The 17,947-nt window shown below is 66.0% G+C and carries 15 protein-coding genes and 1 pseudogene; 14 read left to right on the forward strand and 2 right to left on the reverse strand.

Annotated elements, in window-relative coordinates; translation table 11 throughout:
* The first annotated feature begins 20 nt into the window (after positions 1-20).
* Entirely contained in the window at positions 21-1,508 is a 1,488-nt protein-coding gene (locus tag EP7_RS18850) for a DUF1501 domain-containing protein (RefSeq protein ID WP_463523507.1), read from the forward strand.
* Between the two features lie 41 nt (positions 1,509-1,549).
* The gene (locus EP7_RS18855) at positions 1,550-2,497 is read left to right on the forward strand and encodes a beta-propeller domain-containing protein (RefSeq protein ID WP_463523509.1); all 948 of its coding nucleotides are present in this window, start codon (positions 1,550-1,552) and stop codon (positions 2,495-2,497) included.
* A gap of 42 nt (positions 2,498-2,539) precedes the next feature.
* Here the strand turns inward: EP7_RS18855 and EP7_RS18860 are convergent, their stop codons facing one another.
* Positions 2,540-3,340, reverse strand: coding sequence for a TatD family hydrolase (locus tag EP7_RS18860; protein WP_463523511.1), 801 nt, complete (start codon positions 3,338-3,340; stop codon positions 2,540-2,542).
* On the reverse strand, positions 3,337-3,837 hold the full coding sequence (locus tag EP7_RS18865; RefSeq protein WP_463523513.1) for a Fur family transcriptional regulator: 501 nt from the start codon (positions 3,835-3,837) through the stop codon (positions 3,337-3,339). Before EP7_RS18865 ends, EP7_RS18860 begins: the two co-directional genes overlap by 4 nt.
* A gap of 391 nt (positions 3,838-4,228) precedes the next feature.
* On the opposite strand from EP7_RS18865, the gene nusA reads away from it, so the two are divergent.
* The 12 genes and pseudogenes from nusA (at position 4,229) to EP7_RS18925 (ending at position 17,931) form a co-directional block, all read left to right on the forward strand.
* Complete coding sequence (gene nusA / locus EP7_RS18870; protein WP_463523515.1) at positions 4,229-5,893, forward strand: transcription termination factor NusA; 1,665 nt, start codon at positions 4,229-4,231, stop codon at positions 5,891-5,893.
* A gap of 185 nt (positions 5,894-6,078) precedes the next feature.
* Positions 6,079-6,204 (forward strand): annotated as a pseudogene (locus EP7_RS18875) (translation initiation factor IF-2 N-terminal domain-containing protein); the annotation flags it as partial.
* Positions 6,205-6,348: 144 nt separating this feature from the next.
* On the forward strand, positions 6,349-9,489 hold the full coding sequence (gene infB, locus EP7_RS18880) for a translation initiation factor IF-2 (RefSeq protein WP_463528437.1): 3,141 nt from the start codon (positions 6,349-6,351) through the stop codon (positions 9,487-9,489).
* A 73-nt stretch (positions 9,490-9,562) separates the two neighbouring features.
* Positions 9,563-9,844, forward strand: coding sequence for a DUF503 domain-containing protein (locus tag EP7_RS18885; protein WP_463523517.1), 282 nt, complete (start codon positions 9,563-9,565; stop codon positions 9,842-9,844).
* 7 nt (positions 9,845-9,851) lie between these two features.
* On the forward strand, positions 9,852-10,307 hold the full coding sequence (gene rbfA, locus EP7_RS18890) for a 30S ribosome-binding factor RbfA (RefSeq protein ID WP_463523519.1): 456 nt from the start codon (positions 9,852-9,854) through the stop codon (positions 10,305-10,307).
* A gap of 87 nt (positions 10,308-10,394) precedes the next feature.
* Complete coding sequence (locus tag EP7_RS18895) at positions 10,395-11,246, forward strand: endonuclease III domain-containing protein (protein WP_463523521.1); 852 nt, start codon at positions 10,395-10,397, stop codon at positions 11,244-11,246.
* A gap of 154 nt (positions 11,247-11,400) precedes the next feature.
* Positions 11,401-13,761 (forward strand): tetratricopeptide repeat protein, encoded by a 2,361-nt coding sequence (locus EP7_RS18900; RefSeq protein WP_463523523.1) that lies wholly within the window; start codon positions 11,401-11,403, stop codon positions 13,759-13,761.
* 153 nt (positions 13,762-13,914) lie between these two features.
* The gene (locus EP7_RS18905; protein ID WP_463523525.1) at positions 13,915-14,652 is read left to right on the forward strand and encodes a YebC/PmpR family DNA-binding transcriptional regulator; all 738 of its coding nucleotides are present in this window, start codon (positions 13,915-13,917) and stop codon (positions 14,650-14,652) included.
* Positions 14,653-14,712: 60 nt separating this feature from the next.
* The gene (locus tag EP7_RS18910; protein ID WP_463523527.1) at positions 14,713-15,885 is read left to right on the forward strand and encodes an LL-diaminopimelate aminotransferase; all 1,173 of its coding nucleotides are present in this window, start codon (positions 14,713-14,715) and stop codon (positions 15,883-15,885) included.
* A gap of 14 nt (positions 15,886-15,899) precedes the next feature.
* Positions 15,900-16,934, forward strand: a complete 1,035-nt coding sequence (folK, locus tag EP7_RS18915) for a 2-amino-4-hydroxy-6-hydroxymethyldihydropteridine diphosphokinase (RefSeq protein ID WP_463523529.1) — start codon at positions 15,900-15,902, stop codon at positions 16,932-16,934.
* A gap of 90 nt (positions 16,935-17,024) precedes the next feature.
* Positions 17,025-17,525 carry an SsrA-binding protein SmpB gene (smpB, locus tag EP7_RS18920; protein WP_463523531.1) on the forward strand — a complete coding sequence of 167 codons (501 nt, stop codon included), beginning with the start codon at positions 17,025-17,027 and terminating at the stop codon, positions 17,523-17,525.
* 184 nt (positions 17,526-17,709) lie between these two features.
* Positions 17,710-17,931, forward strand: a complete 222-nt coding sequence (locus EP7_RS18925) for a hypothetical protein (RefSeq protein WP_463523533.1) — start codon at positions 17,710-17,712, stop codon at positions 17,929-17,931.
* Positions 17,932-17,947: the final 16 nt, after the last annotated feature.

Consider the following 17,947-nt stretch of genomic DNA (forward strand, 5'->3'; position numbering starts at 1 on the left):
CCGAGTCGAGGAGACGTCCCATGGCGAGCCAGATTCCCGACAGCGACAAGCCCGCCGGCACCTTCTGCGGGCAGACCAGGCGCGAATTCCTCTGGGAAGCGGGCGCAGGGTTCACGGGCCTCGGCCTGATCGACCTGATGACGCGGGATGCGTTCTTCGCCTCGAAGGCTGGAGCGGCCGAGGCGGCGGTCAAGTCCATCAACCCGATGGCACCAAGGCCGCCGCACTTCGCCCCCAAGGCCAAGAGCGTCATCTTCCTGTTCATGTACGGCGGCCCCAGCCAACTCGACACGTTCGACTACAAGCCCAAGCTGTTCGCGCTGGATGGCAAGACGATTCCGATCAAGACGTTCGGCCGAGGCGGTAAGAAGAACGAGGGGCGGGTCGTCGGCCCCAAGTGGAAGTTCAAGCAGTATGGGCAGAGCGGCAAATGGGTCAGCGACCTGTTCCCGAACCTGGCCACCTGCGTGGACGACCTGGCGTTCCTCCACTCGATGACCGCCGACTCGCCGATTCACGGTTCGGCCATGCTCCAGATGAACACCGGCAAGATCCTCTCGGGTAGCCCCTGCCTGGGCTCGTGGGTGAACTACGGCCTGGGAAGCGAGAACGAGAACCTGCCTGGGTTCGTGGTGATGCTCGACCCCACAGGCGGCCCAATCAGCGGTTCCAAGAACTGGTCGAGCGGCTACATGCCCGCTTCCTACCAGGCTACCCTGCTGCGTTCGGCCGGACAGCCGGTTCTCGACCTGAAGCGCGCCGAGGGACTCGCCGAGGCCGATCAGAGGCGGCTGCTCGACCACCTGAACGCCTACAACCGCGAGCACCTGGCGACGAGGGCCGACAACAGCAACCTCTCGGCGCGAGTGGCCAGCTACGAGATGGCCTACTCGATGCAGCGTCACGCCCCCGAGGCGGTCGACCTCTCGACCGAAGACGCATCGACCAAGGCCCTTTACGGCATGGACGAGCCCAAGACCCAGGAGTTCGGCCGACGCTGCCTGATGGCCAGGCGCATGGTCGAGCGTGGCGTCCGGTTCGTCCAGCTCTACGCCGGCGGTGCCCACAACGACGACAACTGGGACGCCCATGGCGACCTGGAGCGCAACCACAACTACCACGCGGGCCGCACCGACAAGCCAATCGCGGGGCTCTTGAAGGACCTCAAACGCACCGGCCTGCTCGACGAGACCCTGGTCGTCTGGGGGGGCGAGTTTGGCCGCCAGCCGACCGCCGAGTATGCCAACGGCACCGGCCGCGACCACAACGCCTACGGCTTCACGATGTGGATGGCCGGCGGCGGGATCAAAGGGGGCATCTGCGTGGGCGAGACCGACGAGATCGGCGGCGCGGCGACCACCGACCGGATGCACGTCAAGAACCTGCACGCCACGATCCTGCATCAGCTCGGCCTGAATCCCGAACGACTCTCCTACTTCTACAACGGACTCGACCAGAAGCTGGTCGGAGTGGAAGGCGCCGAGCCGATCCACCAGATCATCGCCTGAGCGACCTGCCCGTTCCCAAACCGCCCCGCGAGCCCTCTCCCATGAACCGTCGCAACTTGATCTCGTTCGCCCTACTGACCGCATGCGTGGCGGGCCTCGCCGCCGAGGCCCGGGCCCAGACGCCCACGGGCCGCAAGGTGCTGGGGGCCGATCGGGGCCGCCTGGCGATTGTGAACCAGGACGGGGCGGTCGAGTGGGAGATGCCCTTCCCCGCCTCGGTCCACTCGCTCCAGCTCCTTCCCAACGGCCACATCCTGACCCACAACGTCACCAAGGTTTTCGAGATCGATCCCAAGACGAAGGAGGTCGTCTGGGCCTACGAGTCGCACCCGCGCGAAGGGTACACCGGCAAGATCGAGATCCACACCGTCCGCCGCCTTGCCGACGGCCTGACGATGATCGCCGAGACGGGCAACAAGCGGATCATCGAGGTCGACCGCACCGGAACGATCGTGCACTCAACCAACCTCAAGGTTGAGAAGCCCGACACCCACCGCGACACGCGGATGGTGACCAAGCTGAAGAGCAGCAACTACCTGGTCTGTCAGGAGTTGGACGGTGCCGTCAACGAATATACCCCCGACGGCGAAATCGTCTGGACCTACAAGCTCGACCTCGCCGGCCGGCCCGCCAGCCCTGGTCACGACGGCCACGGCACCGAAGTCTTCGGCGCCATCCGACTCAAATCCGGCAACACCCTGATCGCCGCCGGCAATGGTAACCGGGTCATCGAGGTCAACCCCTCGGGCAAGGTCGTCTGGAGCATCGAGCAAAACGAGCTTCCGGGCATCAAGCTCGGATGGGTCACGTCGCTGGTGGAGCTGCCTAACGGCAACATCCTCTTCGGCAACACCCACGCTGGCCCCGAGAATCCGCAGCTCATCGAGGTGACCCGCGACAAGGCGGTCGTCTGGACCTTGAAGGATCACAATAACTTCGGCAACGACATGGCCGCGGCCGTCGTGATCGACCCGCCCAGCGGCAAGTAAGCAAGCCCGAAGCTTCAGGCCAGGGGCGGTAACCCCGAAGCTTCAGGCCAGGGGCGGTAACTTGAAGAGCGCCATGGCGTTCCGGGTTGTCGCCTTGGCAAGTTCCTCGATCATCAAGCCGCGTAGCTCGGCGAGCCTGGCGGCGACAAGCGCAACGCGGGCGGGCTCGTTAGGCTTGCCGCGAAAGGGTGCAGGGCTGAGATAAGGACTATCGGTCTCGACCAGGATCCGATCGAGCGGGGCCATTGCGGCGGCCTCTCGCAGCGGGTCGAGCGTCTTGTTGGCGAACGTCAGCATGCCGGCGAAGGAGAGGTGCAGGCCGAGGTCGAGGAATCGCCCGGCCAACGCAACGTCGCCGGTGAACGAGTGCAAGACCCCCTTGATGGGCCGCCCGAGTGTTTCGAGTTGCGCCAGGATGTCATCGGCCGACTCGCGGCAGTGGATGACGACCGGCAGGTTCAGGCGGTGTGCCAGGTCGAGGTGCCTGCCGAAGTAATCTTGCTGTAACTCGAACGGGGTGAAATCCCAGTGTCGATCGAGGCCCGTCTCGCCGATCGCGACCACGGCGGGGTCTGAAGCGAGATCTATGACCTGCTCCCAGTCCCCCTCGGCGGCCTCCGCCGCATGGTTGGGGTGGATCCCGACGGTCGGATGAAGGAACGAAAATCGGCCGACGAGATCCAGGGCGACCCGGCTATCGGCGGCCGTGGTCCCGACCACGACGATACGCCCAACGCCCGCGGCGCGTGCGCGATCGGACACACTTCCGACGTCGGCTAGGAGCGGGCCATCGGCCAGGTGGGCGTGGGTGTCGACCAGCATCGGTCGTTGGCTGCCAGTCACTCGTCGGAAGCCCCAGGCTGGTCATCCTGGTAGTAGCCAACCAGTTCGAGCCTGTACCCGGTCACGTGGAACCCCCGGCCTTCCAGCTTGGCGGGCAACGCAGGGTCGAGCTTGGCGATCAGGTCGGGGTCGAACGGGGTGGCGAGATCTTCGACCGTGCCCGAACGGAGGCAACGCAGGTGATAATGCGGCTCGCCCCTAGCGTCATACCGCGCCGACCCGTCTTCGTGGGTCAGCTTCGCCGCAAGTCCTGAAGAGACAAGAGCTTCAAGTGCTTTATAGACGGTGGCCAGGCTGATCTTGGGCAGGCCCGGCAGGACGCCACGATAGACGTCCTCGGCCGACGGATGGTGGGAGGCTCGGACAAGGTAGTCGTAGACGGCCACGCGTTGCCTGGTGCAGCGGCAACCGGCCGCTTCCAGCAGGTCGCGGAGGGTCGGGCCGCCGGCGGGGCCGGTCACTGTGGGCTCGTCGGTGTGCGGTCGCCGCTCGCTCATCCTTAAAGACTTCCCGGGCCGTCGATTGGGCCGCGTGCGTTGGCACCGAAACGATTGTTCGGCGACTTGACAGCGATGTCAACCGCTTGCTACGTTTGATGGCGGGGAAGTGCGGGTCGAGGGTGGTCACGGGACTACACGGGGCAATGTCTCCGGATCGGCTCGTGCATTTCCGTGACGTGTTCGTCGACAGACGAGCCCGTCTATCGGAGTTGGGCCTTGCCGTCAGGCCGGGGCGAACGCCGGGTCGCGGCAGGCTTTGCGCGTGGCGTCAGCCGCCGCGGCGAATCGTCGCGGCCGCCGCCTGATGGGGCCTCGGCCCGGTCTCGGCTGCCCAGAATGCGGCCCACCGGTTCGGCCATCTCGCTACGCCACGCCTCGGAGCATCTCAATGAGCGTCGACCTGGTCCGGATCGTCGATAGCATCCATCGCGACAAGAACATCCCCAAGGAGGTCTTGTTCGACGGGATCACGTCCGCGATGGTCACGGCGGCGAAGAAGCACTATCCCGACGCCGAAGACATCCAGATCACGATCGACCCCGAATCCGGCGTCGTCGTCTTCACCAAAGACGGCACGAAGATGGACCCCGGCGAGCTCGGCCGGATCGCGGCGCAGACGGCCAAGCAGGTCATCATCCAGAAGATTCGCGAGGCCGAACGCGACAGTCTCTTCGACGAATTCGAGGAGCAGCGCGGCGACCTCGTCACCGGCACCGTCCAGCGGTTCGAGGGGGGCGCGGTCACCGTCAACCTCGGCAAGACCGACGCCTTGCTCCCACGCAGCGAGCAGATCCCCGGCGAGAGCCACCACCCCGGCGAGCGTGTCCGGGCGGTCATCCTCGACGTCCGCAAGGTCGGCCAGCGGGTCAAGATCATCCTCAGCCGGACCCACCCCGACTTCGTCCGCCGGCTCTTCGAGCTGGAGATCCCCGAGATCGCCGACCAGATCATCTCGATCCGGGCCCTGGCCCGCGAGGCCGGATATCGGTCGAAGGTCGCCGTCTCGTCGATCGACGTGAAGGTGGACGCCGTCGGAGCATGCGTCGGCGTCCGCGGCACCCGCATCAAGAATATTGTGGATGAGCTGGGCGGCGAGCGGATCGACATTGTCCGCTGGAACGAGTCGCTCCAGGTCCTGATCCCCAACGCCTTGCAGCCGGCCGAGATCGAAGAGGTCATGCTCTGCCAGCTCCTCGGCCGTGCCATCGTCCTGGTCCGCGAGGACCAGCTCTCGCTGGCGATCGGCCGACGCGGCCAGAATGTCCGGCTTGCGTCCAAGCTCTCGGGCTGGGACATCGAGATCATGACCAGCGACGAGCTGGACGAGCTGATCGAGAAGTCGGTCGCCGCCTTCACGAAAATCGAGGGGGTCTCGACCGAGCTTGCCGAGCGGTTTGTGGAACAGGGGATCCTCAGCTATGATGATCTGTCGGTCATGGAAATCGACGACCTGGTGAACACAATCGAGGGCCTGGACGAAGAAATGGCCGTGGAGATCGTCGCCAAGGCGGAGATCATGGCCGAGGAATCGACCGAGGACATGCCTCGACGCAAGGGTGCACGCACCTCGTCGAACGTCCGGAATGAGGCTCCTCCCGCGGATAGCCCCGCCCCTTCGATCGCCGACCTCCTCGGCGATGGTTCCAACCCAGCGCCATCCGAGCCCGACTCGGACGACGAGAATCGAGACGAGGCCGAATCCAGCCTTGAAGCCACCGATCGTGACGAGTCCGCGTCCATCGACGAGGACTCGGACGAGGACGTGGGTGCCGACCTCGAAGGAGATCAGGCCGATGGCGACATGCCGCGGGACCTGGCCCTCGCGACCGAGCACCTCGACAATGACGGGGAAGTGACCTCTCCCCCCGGCGAGTCCGACCAGGGCGAGTCGGGCCGTATCATGATCGCCGCAGTCGCGTCGGGCTCGTCGGACGACGAGTACCTGCCCGACTCCAGCCCCGACGGTGAAGACGTCCCATTGCCCGATGACGAGACCGGCTCGACCGGATCGTCTCCCTCGCAGCAGGACCCGAAGCGTATGCCCCGACCATGAGGCCCCGTACGGGCCAGAACTCGTGTGCCGGCCAGGCCGGCCAGACCCTTCGCTCCCCCTGAGTCGCCCGCCAAGCACGGGCCTCAGGAGAGGCATTCGGGCTTGGCAGGCCTGGTCGGTCCAGTCCACAATACCGATCAGGCCCGCGGCCCGGAGGCCGCCGGCGTAGCCAGGAGGAGTTGCCGTTGTCCACGCGTGTCCACGAGCTGGCGAAAGAACTGGGCCTCAAGAGCCAGGATCTGATCGACCGAATCCAGAAGTGGGGCCTCGGCGTCAAGTCGAGCCCGTTAGCGAGCCTCGATCCCGAGATGGTCGATCGGATCAAGTCCCTGGCGCGGGACTTGTCCGGTCCGGAGACGGCTTCGGCGACCCCGGCAGCGTCGGTTTCCACTCCACGCACTTCTCCCCCGGAGATTCCCGCTATTCGCCCGACAGCTACCGTGGAGCAACGGCCTATGGCCGACGCAAAGGTCGCAACCCCTGAGCAGCCGGCCGCCGCGAAAGTCGCGCCTCCAGTGCCGCCGACCGCCGCGAAGGTCGCCCCCGCCGAGCCGCTGACCGCCGCCGCCCCGCCCACCCCAGTTCCGGCGCCGGTCGCCCCCGCCACCAAGCCTGTCGCGACGCCCACCGCCGCGACGGCTCCCGCTCCCACTCAGGTCCCTGCCCCCGCACCTCCGGTGTCGCGTCCGGCCGCTCCCGCGGGCCCGGCCCTCGCCTCGCCTCCGGCGGGCATGGCCAGGCCCCCGATGTCCGCGACCACCCCCGCCGCCCCTGCATCGGCGCCGGGACAGGCCAGGCCGGGTCAGCCCCTCTCGAGGCCCGCCGCGGAGCCGAGGTCCGGCGCCGAAGCCCCGGCGAATCCGGGAATGACCGGCACGCCCAGGGTCGCACCGCCCCTCGGCGGGGCTCGCACCGGCACCCCTGGCCCCCTGCACCGCACCGGCGGCTCGGGCGCGGGCGGCGCACACTCCGGCCAGCCCCAGCCCCGTCCGGGTCAGCCGTCGAACCTCGCGCCGATCCGGCCCCCAGGGCTGGGCTCCAGTGAGCCCCGGCCGAATCCGACCTCGCCGCCCCCGCTCCGTCAGTCCGACTACATGACCTCCGCGGGGACCCGGGTCCAGCCCGGTGCCAGGCCCCCGCTGCAGCAGTCGCCACGTCGGCCGCTCGAAGGTCAGACCGGCTCCGGAGACGGCCCTCGCTACGGCGCTTCGGGCACGACCATGCCCCGGCGCCCGCTCCCCCCGGTGGCCGGCCCTACCTCCGGCCCGCAGATGAGGCGCCCCCCGGGCGCCCCTCAGGGTGGCGGCGACCGCCCGCCGACCGAGCTTCGTGGGGCCCAACGGCCCGACATGAAGTTCACCCCGGACCAGCTCCGGGCCATGCGCGAGTCGGGCCAGCTCGGCTCGATGGTCGCCCCGCCCGGCCGACCGGGCGCCCCCGGCACCTCACGTCCAGGCCAGCCCGGGATGAATCGTCCCGGCATGCCGGCGATGCCGGCCGGCCGCGGACCCGGCTTCGCCGGCGCCCCGCCGATCGGCCTCCGCAGGCCGCCGGCCGCCCCCGGCCTTCCCGCCGCCCCCGTGGCGCCGACAGCCGAGGAAGATGAAGATCGCAAGGGCAAGGGGTTGCCCGGCAGCAGGCTTGGCACCGCCGCCGACCGCAACGCCAGGCGGACCAAGCGCAACGAACGCGCCAACGAACGCAAGAGCTTCTCGCCCCAGCCGGCCTCGGCCCTGCTCAGCGAGTCCGAGGAAGAGGCGAGGCGCGGCCGATCCGGCGGCAGGGGCCGCGGCAAGGGCAACCAGCGCGGGATGATGGCGCCGACCCGCAGGTCGACCGCCGAGATCGCCCCCCCCTTGAGCGTCCGCAACCTGTCGGAAGTCATGGGCGTTAAGGCCAACGACCTCATCAAGCGCATGATGACGTCGATGAACATGCTCGTGCAGATCAACGCCACCCTCGACGAAGAGTCGGCGGTGATGCTCGCCATGGAGTTCGGCGTCGAGCTGACCGTCGTCCACCCGCGCACCGCGGAAGACGACATGCTCGAGTCCATGGAACCGACCGAGGCGGGCAGCGAGACCCTCGAGCCCAGGCCGCCGATCGTGACCATCCTCGGCCACGTTGACCACGGCAAGACGTCCTTGCTCGACAAGATCCGCAAGGCCAACGTCGTTGACTCCGAGAGCGGCGGCATCACGCAGCACATCGGCGCTTACACGGTCGTGCAGGACGGCAAATCGACGACCTTCGTGGACACCCCCGGTCACGAGGCGTTCACCGCCATGCGTGCCCGCGGTGCCAATGTCACCGACATCGTCGTCTTGGTCGTCGCGGCCGATGACGGCGTCATGCCGCAAACCCAGGAAGCCATCGCCCACGCGAAGGCCGCCGGCGTCCCGATCATCGTGGCGCTCAACAAGATCGACCTGCCTAACGTCAACCTCAACAAGATCTACGGCGAGCTTTCGCAGCAAGATCTCGTCCCCGAGGAATACGGCGGCGACACCCCGATCGTGAAGACCTCGGCCCTCACCGGTCAGGGGATTCCCGAACTGCTCGAAATGATCTCGATCATGGCCGAGCTTCGGGAGTTCAAGTCCGACCCGAATCGGCCGGCGACCGGTACCTGCCTCGAGTCGTCGATCTCCGAAGGTCGCGGCGTCGTGGCGACCCTGCTGGTCCAGGACGGCACCCTCAAGGTTGGCGACGTGATCGTCTGCGGCGACGGCTACGGCCGCGTCCGGGCGATCTTCGATGACAAGGGCAAGTCGCTCGAAGAGGCGGGCCCCTCGACTCCGGTCGAGGTCTCAGGGCTCGACGAGGTTCCGACCGCCGGCGAGAAATTCGCCGTCGTCAGCGACATCACCCGTGCCCGCGAGATCGCCGTGGCCCGGCGCACGCGGACCCGAGGCGTCAGCCTGGGCGAGCGGCAGGCCATCACGCTGGAGAACCTCTACAGCAAGATGGCCGAGCAGAAGATCAAGAGCCTCAACTTGATCCTCAAGGCTGACGTTCAGGGCTCACTCGAGGCCCTTATCAAGGAACTCGAGAAGCTGCACAACGACGAGGTCCCCATCCGCATCCTGCTCAAGGGTGTCGGCGGGATCAGCGAGAGCGACATCCTCCTGGCCGACGCGTCCCAGGCGATCGTCATCGGCTTCCGGGTCGCCCCGGAAGACAAGGCGATGTCGGAGGCCGCCGAGAAGAAGATCGATATCCGCCGATATGATATCATCTACCAGGTGACCGACGAGATCAAGAAGGCGATCGAGGGCATGCTCGTGCCCGAGATCAAGGAAGTCCACCTCGGCCGCGCCGTGGTCCGGATGACCTACCGGATCTCCAAGGTCGGCATGGTCGCCGGCTGCTTCGTCACCCAGGGGACGATCGAACGCTCCTCCAAGGCGCGGATCATCCGCGAGGGTCGCGAGATCTACAAGGGGGGCGTCGAGGCCCTGAAGCGGTTCAAGGACGATGCCAAGGAGGTCCGCGAGGGCTTCGAGTGCGGCATCAAGGTGACGAACTTCGAAGACCTGAAGGTCGACGACGTCATCGAGGCCTACCGGATCGACGTCATCCGCAGGACCCTCTGAGAATCGCGTGCGGGCCGGGCTTACCCTTCGACGGGGGGCCCGGCCCCGTCCACGCGCCCGCGGATGGGTCGCCATGAACGTCATCACGTTGCGACTCGTCCTGCTCGCGACCGACTGCCGCAGCGCCCGCGAGAAGCGGAAGCGGATCCGGGCCATCCTGGATCGGCTCCATCAATCCTTCAACGTCTCGGTCGCCGAGGTGGACCGCCTCGACCACCCCCAAGAGTCCGTCATCGGAGTCGTGGTGGTCGCCGCCACCCGCCGCGAGGCACGCGAGACCCTGGCCCGCGTGACCGACGCCGTCGCCGCCCACCCCAGGGCCGAGATTCTCGACCAAGACACCTTCGAGGCCTGACGTCGCCATGCCCTCGCACCGCAGCCTCCGCATCGCCGAGGCGATCCGAGAGGTCGTCTCCCAGGCGATCCTCTTCGAAGTGGCCGATCCCCGCGTCAAGAGCATCACCGTCCTGCATGCCGAGGTTTCCAGCGACCTCCACGCCGCCACCGTCTACGTCTCGATCATGGGCGACGAGAAGCAGCAGAAGCTCTCGATGCGTGGGCTCCAGCACGCCACCGGATTCCTCCAGGCCCGGGTCGCGGCCCGGCTCCAGACCCGATCGACGCCGGTCCTGAAGTTCAAGGAAGACGACAGCGTCAAGAAGTCGGTCTCGATGTCGCGACTGATCGAGGAGACGCTGGAGGCCGACCGGCTCGCCCGTGGCGGGGTACCCGCCCCCGAGGCAAGCCCCGTCGTTCCGAACCTCGCCCGCGAAGTCGACGAGACGGATGAGGACGCCGAGGACGAGAACGACACCTGAGCGGCGCCTTGCTCCGCCCCTCGACCACCGATCGATCGCCCAGCGCGGACCTCATCCCAACACCAAACTTCGATCTCCACAAGACTTATGGCTACACCGAACAAAGCTCAATTTCTGACCGAGATCCAGACGCTGCTCAAGAAGCGTTACAAGACTTCCCCGCCCCCTTCCAAGCCTAGCATCATCGAGGCGGTCGTCTACGCGATCTGCCATCAGGGGACCACCCGCGTTCAGGCAGAGAAGACGCTCGCCAGATTCAAGGAAGATTACTTCGACTGGAATGAACTGCGGGTCACCTCGATGGGCGAGATCGAGGCCGTCTTCGCCGATCAGCCCGACGGCGATTTGAGGGCCATCGCCCTGCGGCGGTTCCTCAAGCAGCTCTTCTCGAAGACGTACAGCTTCACGCTTGACGCCCTCATCAAGAAGCCGCAGAAGGAAGCCCTGGCAACCCTCGTCGAGTACGACGCATTCAAGTCCGACTACATCGAGGCGACCGTCGTGCGGCTGGCGCTCGGGGGCCACGCGATCCCCGTCGACACCCCGATGAAGCGGGCGCTCACCCGGTTGGGCGTCGCCCCGGCCGATGTGGCGGTGCTCGACCTGCGGAGCCTGCTCGAACGCGCCGTGCCCAAGGCGAAGGGCCCCGAATTCGTCGACCTCGTCGAAGACCTGGCATTCGACACGTGCGTGGAGGGGACCCCGAACTGCCCGGAGTGCGAGCTGAAGAGCATCTGCCCGACGGCCCCGATCGTGCTGGCTCAGCTCGCCGGTGGCGCCAAGGTCGGCGGCGGCATCAAGGTCGTGACCAAGGTCCCGAGGGTGCCCAAGATCAAGGGTTCAGGGATCCAGACCCCGGTGAACAAGTCGGCCAAGGGTGAGACGCCTACCCCCCCGACGTCCGGACGAAACAAGGGCAAACCGACCCCTCCTTCGTGATCGGACGGTCCTTCGCGACGTCGCTTGCGGGCCTGACGCCCGCCCTTGGGTCGTGCCGGCGAGCTTGGCAGGGTTCGGCGGGCCGTGCTACCATGAGGGCCTCGTGACGGATCTGTCCCGAGGCTTGACCATGCCCTGGCAGTGGAGGCTCGAGATGTCGCGCTCGACCCGTTGGCTTCTCCCGGTGGTCCTGGCATCCTTGGCGATGATCTCGGCTTCCGCGACCCGCGCCGACGACCCAGCCAAGGCCGCCGATGAACAAGCGATCAAGCCCGAGGAGCGGCCCAAGCTGCTCACTCGGCCGGGCGAAGACGCGCCCGAGCCGTTCGTGCCGCTGAAGCCGCGGACCTCGCAGGACCGTAAACGGATCGAGTCGCTGCGAGACTACACGTCGGCCCGCGCCTACGAGGACCGCCGGCAACTTGCCGAGGCGGTAACCCTCCTCGAGAAGGCGCTCGCCAACGATCCGGGCGCGAATGCGATTGTTCGCCGGCTGGCCAAGCTGAATCGGGCGCTCGGGCGCAACGAGGCGTTCATCGAGACCAGCCGCAAAGCGATCCAGGCCGACCCCAATGACGCCGAGACGATCAGCCTGCTGGTCACCTATTACGCCGTACGTAAGAACGACCCGGCCGCGGCCGAGGCGTTCCTGAACGAGACGCTGGCCAACCCCAACCTCGATCGCAAGGCGCCCCCCTTCCTCCTGATCCAGAATGACCTCGGCCGGCTCTACGCAGGCCCTCTCAGGAAGGTCGAGAAGGCCGCTGATGCCTACGCGATCGTGATGGCGGCGCTCGACGATCGGGCCGCGATCGCCTTCACCAATGCAGACCTGAGGCGGATCCTGGGCGTCAGCGAGGCGAATACCTATCTCGAATTCGGCCGAGTCTTTCTGACGGCCGGCCGGGTTCCCCTGGCCATCCAGGCGTTCGAGCGGGGGCTGACGTATGACCCCGACCACCCGCTCATCCCCCTGATCCTGGCCGAGACCCAACTCGACAATAAGCAGGGCGCGGCGGCCCTCGCCGTAATCGATCGTTACCTCAAGCGACAGCCCTCGGGTCGCGAGCCCTATGACCTGCTCGTCAAGATCCTCGAATCGCTGAAACGCGACGCCGAGATTCTGCCCCATCTGGAGCGTTCCTCCGCGAATGATCCCAAGAATCTCGCCCTCCGCGCGCTGCTCGCCGACCGCTTCCGCCTCGCCGGCCAGGTCGATAAAGCGAATGCAATCTACAAAGAATTGCTCGCGGCGCAGCCCGACCTGCAGGGAGTCGCCCTCGTCTTCACGACGCTCCTGAAGGAGAAGAAGACCGAGGAACTGCTGAAGGTCCTGGAGACGGCCCTGACCAGGCTCAACCGGATCGAGCTGCTGAAGCCGCAGATCGACGAGCTGATCGCCGACTCGGCCTACACCGACGACGTCCTGGATACCGGCCTGAAGATGCTCTCGGCCGACCCGCCCTCGCTGGGGCAGAGGGCCTGGCTCGTCCTGATCAATATCGCGTCGACGGCCGAAAAGAACGACAAATATCTGGCCCTGCTCCGCTGGTCGTTGGATCGGACACCGTCGCCCCTGGTGTATCGCGAGATGATGAGGACGCTGGCGACGGCCGAGAAGTATGACGAGGCCGAGGCCGCCTTCAACGACCTGATCAAGAAATTTCCCGATGAGCGTAATGCCCGCTCCCTGACGGAACTTTGTCGGGTCCGGTTGCAAGCCGGCAAGGCCGAGCAGGCGCTCGAAGCCGCCCGCGAGGCCCTGAAGCTGGAGCCCAACGACGAGGAGGCCCTGCGGCTCACGTCGCTGGCCCTGCTCCGCCTCGGCAAGGCCGACGAGGCCCTGGCGACGATCCAGGACGTCTTGAAGAAGTCGCCCAACAACCTCGAGCTGTCATTCACCTACGGCACCTTGCTGACCCAGGTTGGCCGGCTGGAAGAGGCCGCGACGTTCTACAAAGAGCTGATCGACCGCAACGCGGGCAATGAGGAGCTGATCAAGCTGGCCCGCTCCACGCTCTCCACCGTCTACAGCAGCCTGGGCGACTTCCCCAAGGCCGAGGCCGAGTTGGAGACGCTGCTGGAGAAGGAGCCCGACGACCCCGGGATTAACAACGACCTGGGTTACCTCTACGCCGATCAGGGTAAGAACCTGGATCGCGCGGAGTCGATGGTCCGCAAGGCACTCCAGGAAAAGCCCGACGAAGCCGCCTATCTCGACAGCCTGGGCTGGGTGCTCTTCAAGCAAGGCAAGCCCGAAGACGCCCTATCCCCGCTGGAGAAGGCCGCAGCCACCGCCCGGGGCGCGACCGACGTGGTGATCATGGAGCACCTCGGCGACGCTTACTTCCAGCTCAAGTCGTTCGCCAAGGCGAAGGACGCCTGGAAGAAGGCCGAGGCGGCCGCCGGCAAGGCCGTCCCCCCCGACAAGCGTCTGGCCGAATTACGCAAGAAACTCGAGACGCTCGATAAGCTCGGAAATAGCCCGAAAAACTCGACGGGCGAGAACCCGTGATTTCATGTGCCGGGCTCGATTCGAGCCCGATCTGACCCAGAGGAACTCCTCGCCGGATCCGGGGCCGTTACGCTGTTGACCTACGGCCATCGATGGCTCGGTTGCACCTGTGTTCGGACTTCCCCCCTGGCCATGTTGAGATAGGATCGGACAATGGCAGGCCACTCTCACTCGGCGAATATTGCCCACCGCAAAGGGACCGTCGACGCCAAGCGCGGGAAGCTTTTCACCAAGCTGTGCCGGGCGATCTACGTCGCCGCCAAGACGGGCGGCGGCGACCCCGACATGAACCTGCGACTCCGCTACGCGATCGACAAGGCTCGCTCCTACTCCTGTCCCAAGGAGAACATCGAGCGATCGGTCAAGAAGGGGACGGGCGAGATTGGGGGCGAGAATTACGACCAGGTGATGTACGAGGGCTATGGTCCCGGTGGCGTGGCCGTCCTCTGTGACGTGCTGACCGACAACCGGAACCGGACCGCTAGCGAGCTGCGTAAAGCTTTCGAGGTCTGCGGCGGGAACCTGGGTGCCAGCGGTTGCGTCAGCTACCTGTTCGACTACAAGGGGATCTTCGTCGTCGACGACAAGGCCGTCGCAGAAGACGCCCTGATGGAGATCGTCCTCGAAGCGGGCGCCGACGACCTCACCCACGTCGAGGGCTATTTCGAGGTCACCTGCGACCCCAAGAATTTCGACGTGGTCCGCAAGGCCATCGAGGCGGCCAAGATCCCGCTGGAGTCGGCCGAGACAAGCTACCTGGCCACGACCATCGTCGATCTCGACGCCGACCTCGGCAGGAGGATGCTCCGCCTGCGTGACATCCTCGACGAGAACGAAGACGTTCAGAACATTTACGCCAACGACAACATCCCCGAATCCGCGATGGCCTGAGCCGACGCGGCACGTCTCCGGGATGTTTCATTGACCACCCGTTCTATTCCAGGAAGATCGATGGCGACCACTCCCTTCGCGAAGGCCGAACGACTCCAGAAGCTTCCCCCCTATCTGTTCGCGGAGATCGATCGGAAGAAGAAGGCCGCTATCGCCGCCGGCCGCGACGTGATCAACCTGGGGGTCGGCGATCCCGACCGGCCCACCCCCCGTCCGATCATCGAGAGCCTCCAGCGCAACGTCGAGAACCCGAGCTTCCACCAGTACGCCCTCGACCAGGGCGCGCCCGAGCTGCGCGAGTCGATCGCCAAGTTTTGCAAGAAGCGGTACGGCATCGACGTCGACCCGGCCACCGAGATCCTGCCGCTCATCGGCTCGAAGGAGGGGATTGCCCACTTCCCTCTGGCGGTCCTGAACCCCGGCGACATCAGCCTGGTGCCCGACCCCTGCTACCCGGTCTACCGCAGCAGCAGCATGTTCGCCGGGGCCGACGTCTACACAATGCCCCTCGAACGCGGGCGCGGGTTTAAGCCGGACCTAGACGCGATCCCCGCCGACATCTACACGCGTGCAAGGCTCCTCTTCCTCAACTATCCGAACAATCCGACGGGCGGCACGGCCGACCTGCCGTTCTTCGAGCGGGTGGTCGAGGTCGCCAAGGCTCATCATCTCGTCGTGGCGCAAGATGCCGCGTACAACGAGATGTACTTCGAGACGCCCGCCCCCAGCATGCTGCAGATCCCCGGGGCGAAAGAGCACGTCATCGAATTCCACAGCCTCTCGAAGACGTTCAACATGACCGGCTGGCGGGTGGGCTTCGCAATCGGTGCCGCTCCGCTCATCGCCGCGCTCGGGCAGGTCAAGGCGAATACCGACTCGGGCATCTTCACCGCGATCCAGTTCGCCGCCAAGACGGCGCTCGACGAGTACGACACCATCGTCCCGCCCCTTCGCGCCGTCTACCGGGAGCGGCGTGATGCCTTCGTCGCCGGCCTGAAGAAGCTCGGCTGGGATGTCCCGACCCCCGAAGCGACGTTCTACGTCTGGATCCCCTGCCCCGCGGGATACACGTCCACCACCCTGTGCGCCCGCCTGCTCGAGGAGGCCGACGTGGTGACGACCCCGGGGCTCGGCTTCGGCCGGACTGCCGACCAGTTCATCCGAGCGGCCCTGACCGTCGAGACGCCCCGGCTCCTCGAAGCGGTCGACCGCATCGGCAAGCTGAAACTCTGAATCGACCCGCCCCCATGTCGACCTTCGCCTTGATCGGTCTGGGGAGCAATGTCGGCGACCGCGAGGCCACCCTGGGCCGCGCGGTCGCCGCCCTCGGCCGCCTGCCGGGTACGCGACTCCACTCGTTCAGCCGCCATCACACCACCGCGCCGGTCGGTGGGCCCGGCGGGCAGGGCGAGTTCCTCAATGCCGCCGCGTTGCTGCGGACGTCGCTCTCCGCGCGGGATTTGCTCGGCTCACTCCACGAGATCGAACGCTCGGAGGGACGCGAGCGCATTGTTCACTGGGGTGAGCGGACGCTCGACCTGGATTTGCTCCTCCACGGCGACTCCGTCATCGACGAGGCCGACCTGGTTGTCCCGCATCCGAGGATGTCGGTCCGTCGATTCGTGCTCGCGCCGGCCGTCGAGATCGCCCCCAGGTTGGTCGACCCGCTCACGGGACGCACCCTCGATCGGCTGCTGGCGAACCTCGACCGGCGGCCGACCCAGATCTCAATCCTGGCCCCGCCCGGCCCGCCGACCGCCTCGCTCATCGAGGCCTTGGCGGGGCATTTCGGGTCATCCCTGGTCCGTGGACCTTCGTGCGGGATCGATTCCGGCGAGACGTTGGCGACTGAAGCCGACGAGTCGAGATTCCGATCGGCGTTCGACGACTTCCTGGAGGGGAATCGGATCGAATCGACGCCCGAGCCGATAGGCGGGGCATCGCTCCTCCTCAACCTCGCGTGGTACGATCAATTTGCGGTGATCGCGCAGCGGCGTTATGCCTCGAATCCGTGCCGCCTCCTGCCATTTCTCGATGCCTGGAAGCGTGGCCGGGCGTTCCTGAGGGCTCCGACCTTCGTCATCTTTTGGGATCCGCCCTGGCCCGGCCCTGGCGAGAATCTCGAGGGGCGGTCGGCGGAGGGCTGGCTTGGATTAGCGCCCGCATACCGTTCGCATTTGGCGTCTCGGTTGCGGACGGATCCGGTCCTGCACGTTCGTTCGCCGCGTCTTGGCGACGCGGTCGAGGAGGCGGTCGCCGCCTTCGCCGCGTCGCGAGGTTGACGGGTCATTGGCCGGAACTATTCAACGCGTCCCGATCGCCCTCAATCTTCTGGGCACGGTCGGCAATCGCGACGTCTCGACGGGTGTGGCATGGCTAAGAACGACGGTTCCAAGGCGAAATCCAAGTCGAAGGACGACGAGGAAGCGATCAAGATCGTGGCCCGAAATCGGCGGGCCCGATATGAGTACGACCTCCTCGAGACGGTCGAGGCCGGAATCGTCCTGACGGGGACCGAGGTGAAGAGCCTGCGAACTGGCAAGGCAAGCCTGGACGAAGCCTACGCGGATGTCAGCAAAGGTGAGGTCTGGCTCCTCGGGTGCGATATCCCGGAGTATCTCCAGGCCAACCGGATGAACCACAAGCCCAAGCGGCCCCGCAAGTTGTTGCTGCACAAGACCGAGATTGCCAAGCTCGGCACCAAGTCGTCCGAGCGTGGCTTGACCATCGTGCCGCTGAAGATCTACTTCAAGAAGGGGATCGCCAAGGTCGAAATCTCGATCGCCAAAGGCCGCAAGCTTCACGACAAGCGAGAGGCGGTCAAGAAGCAAGATGCCAAGCGAGAGATGGATCGGGCAACCAAGCGAGAATGACAATTTGACAGTCGGTTGTCAGTCTCGAGTGACAATGGCTGATCAAACTGGAAGGATTCTGGACAGATTCCTCATTTTGTTCCCCCCCAGACGAATCGACCCGCACGATCGGATTTGGCCTGGAATTCGCTTTCCATGGAGTAAGCTAGCCTGAGTGGGTCAACCGTCGTCATGGGATGGACCGATGAGCAACGCTAAACTTCTCGTTCTGCTTCCCATTCTCATGCTCGTCGGGATGGGCTTGATGCTCACGCTCAGGGACGGGATGGAAGAGAGCGTTGGTGGTCGGAAGATCAAGCAGTTCGGGAGCAACCTGGCCAGGACGATCCTGACCACCGGTGGCTGGCTCGCCGGGATGGCATTCCTCCAGCAACTCGCCGGATTCCGCGTGTATTACGGTTGGTGAGCCGTTCGGTCGGAGT

It is taken from the genome of Isosphaeraceae bacterium EP7 (assembly GCA_038400315.1).
Classification (GTDB): domain Bacteria; phylum Planctomycetota; class Planctomycetia; order Isosphaerales; family Isosphaeraceae; genus EP7.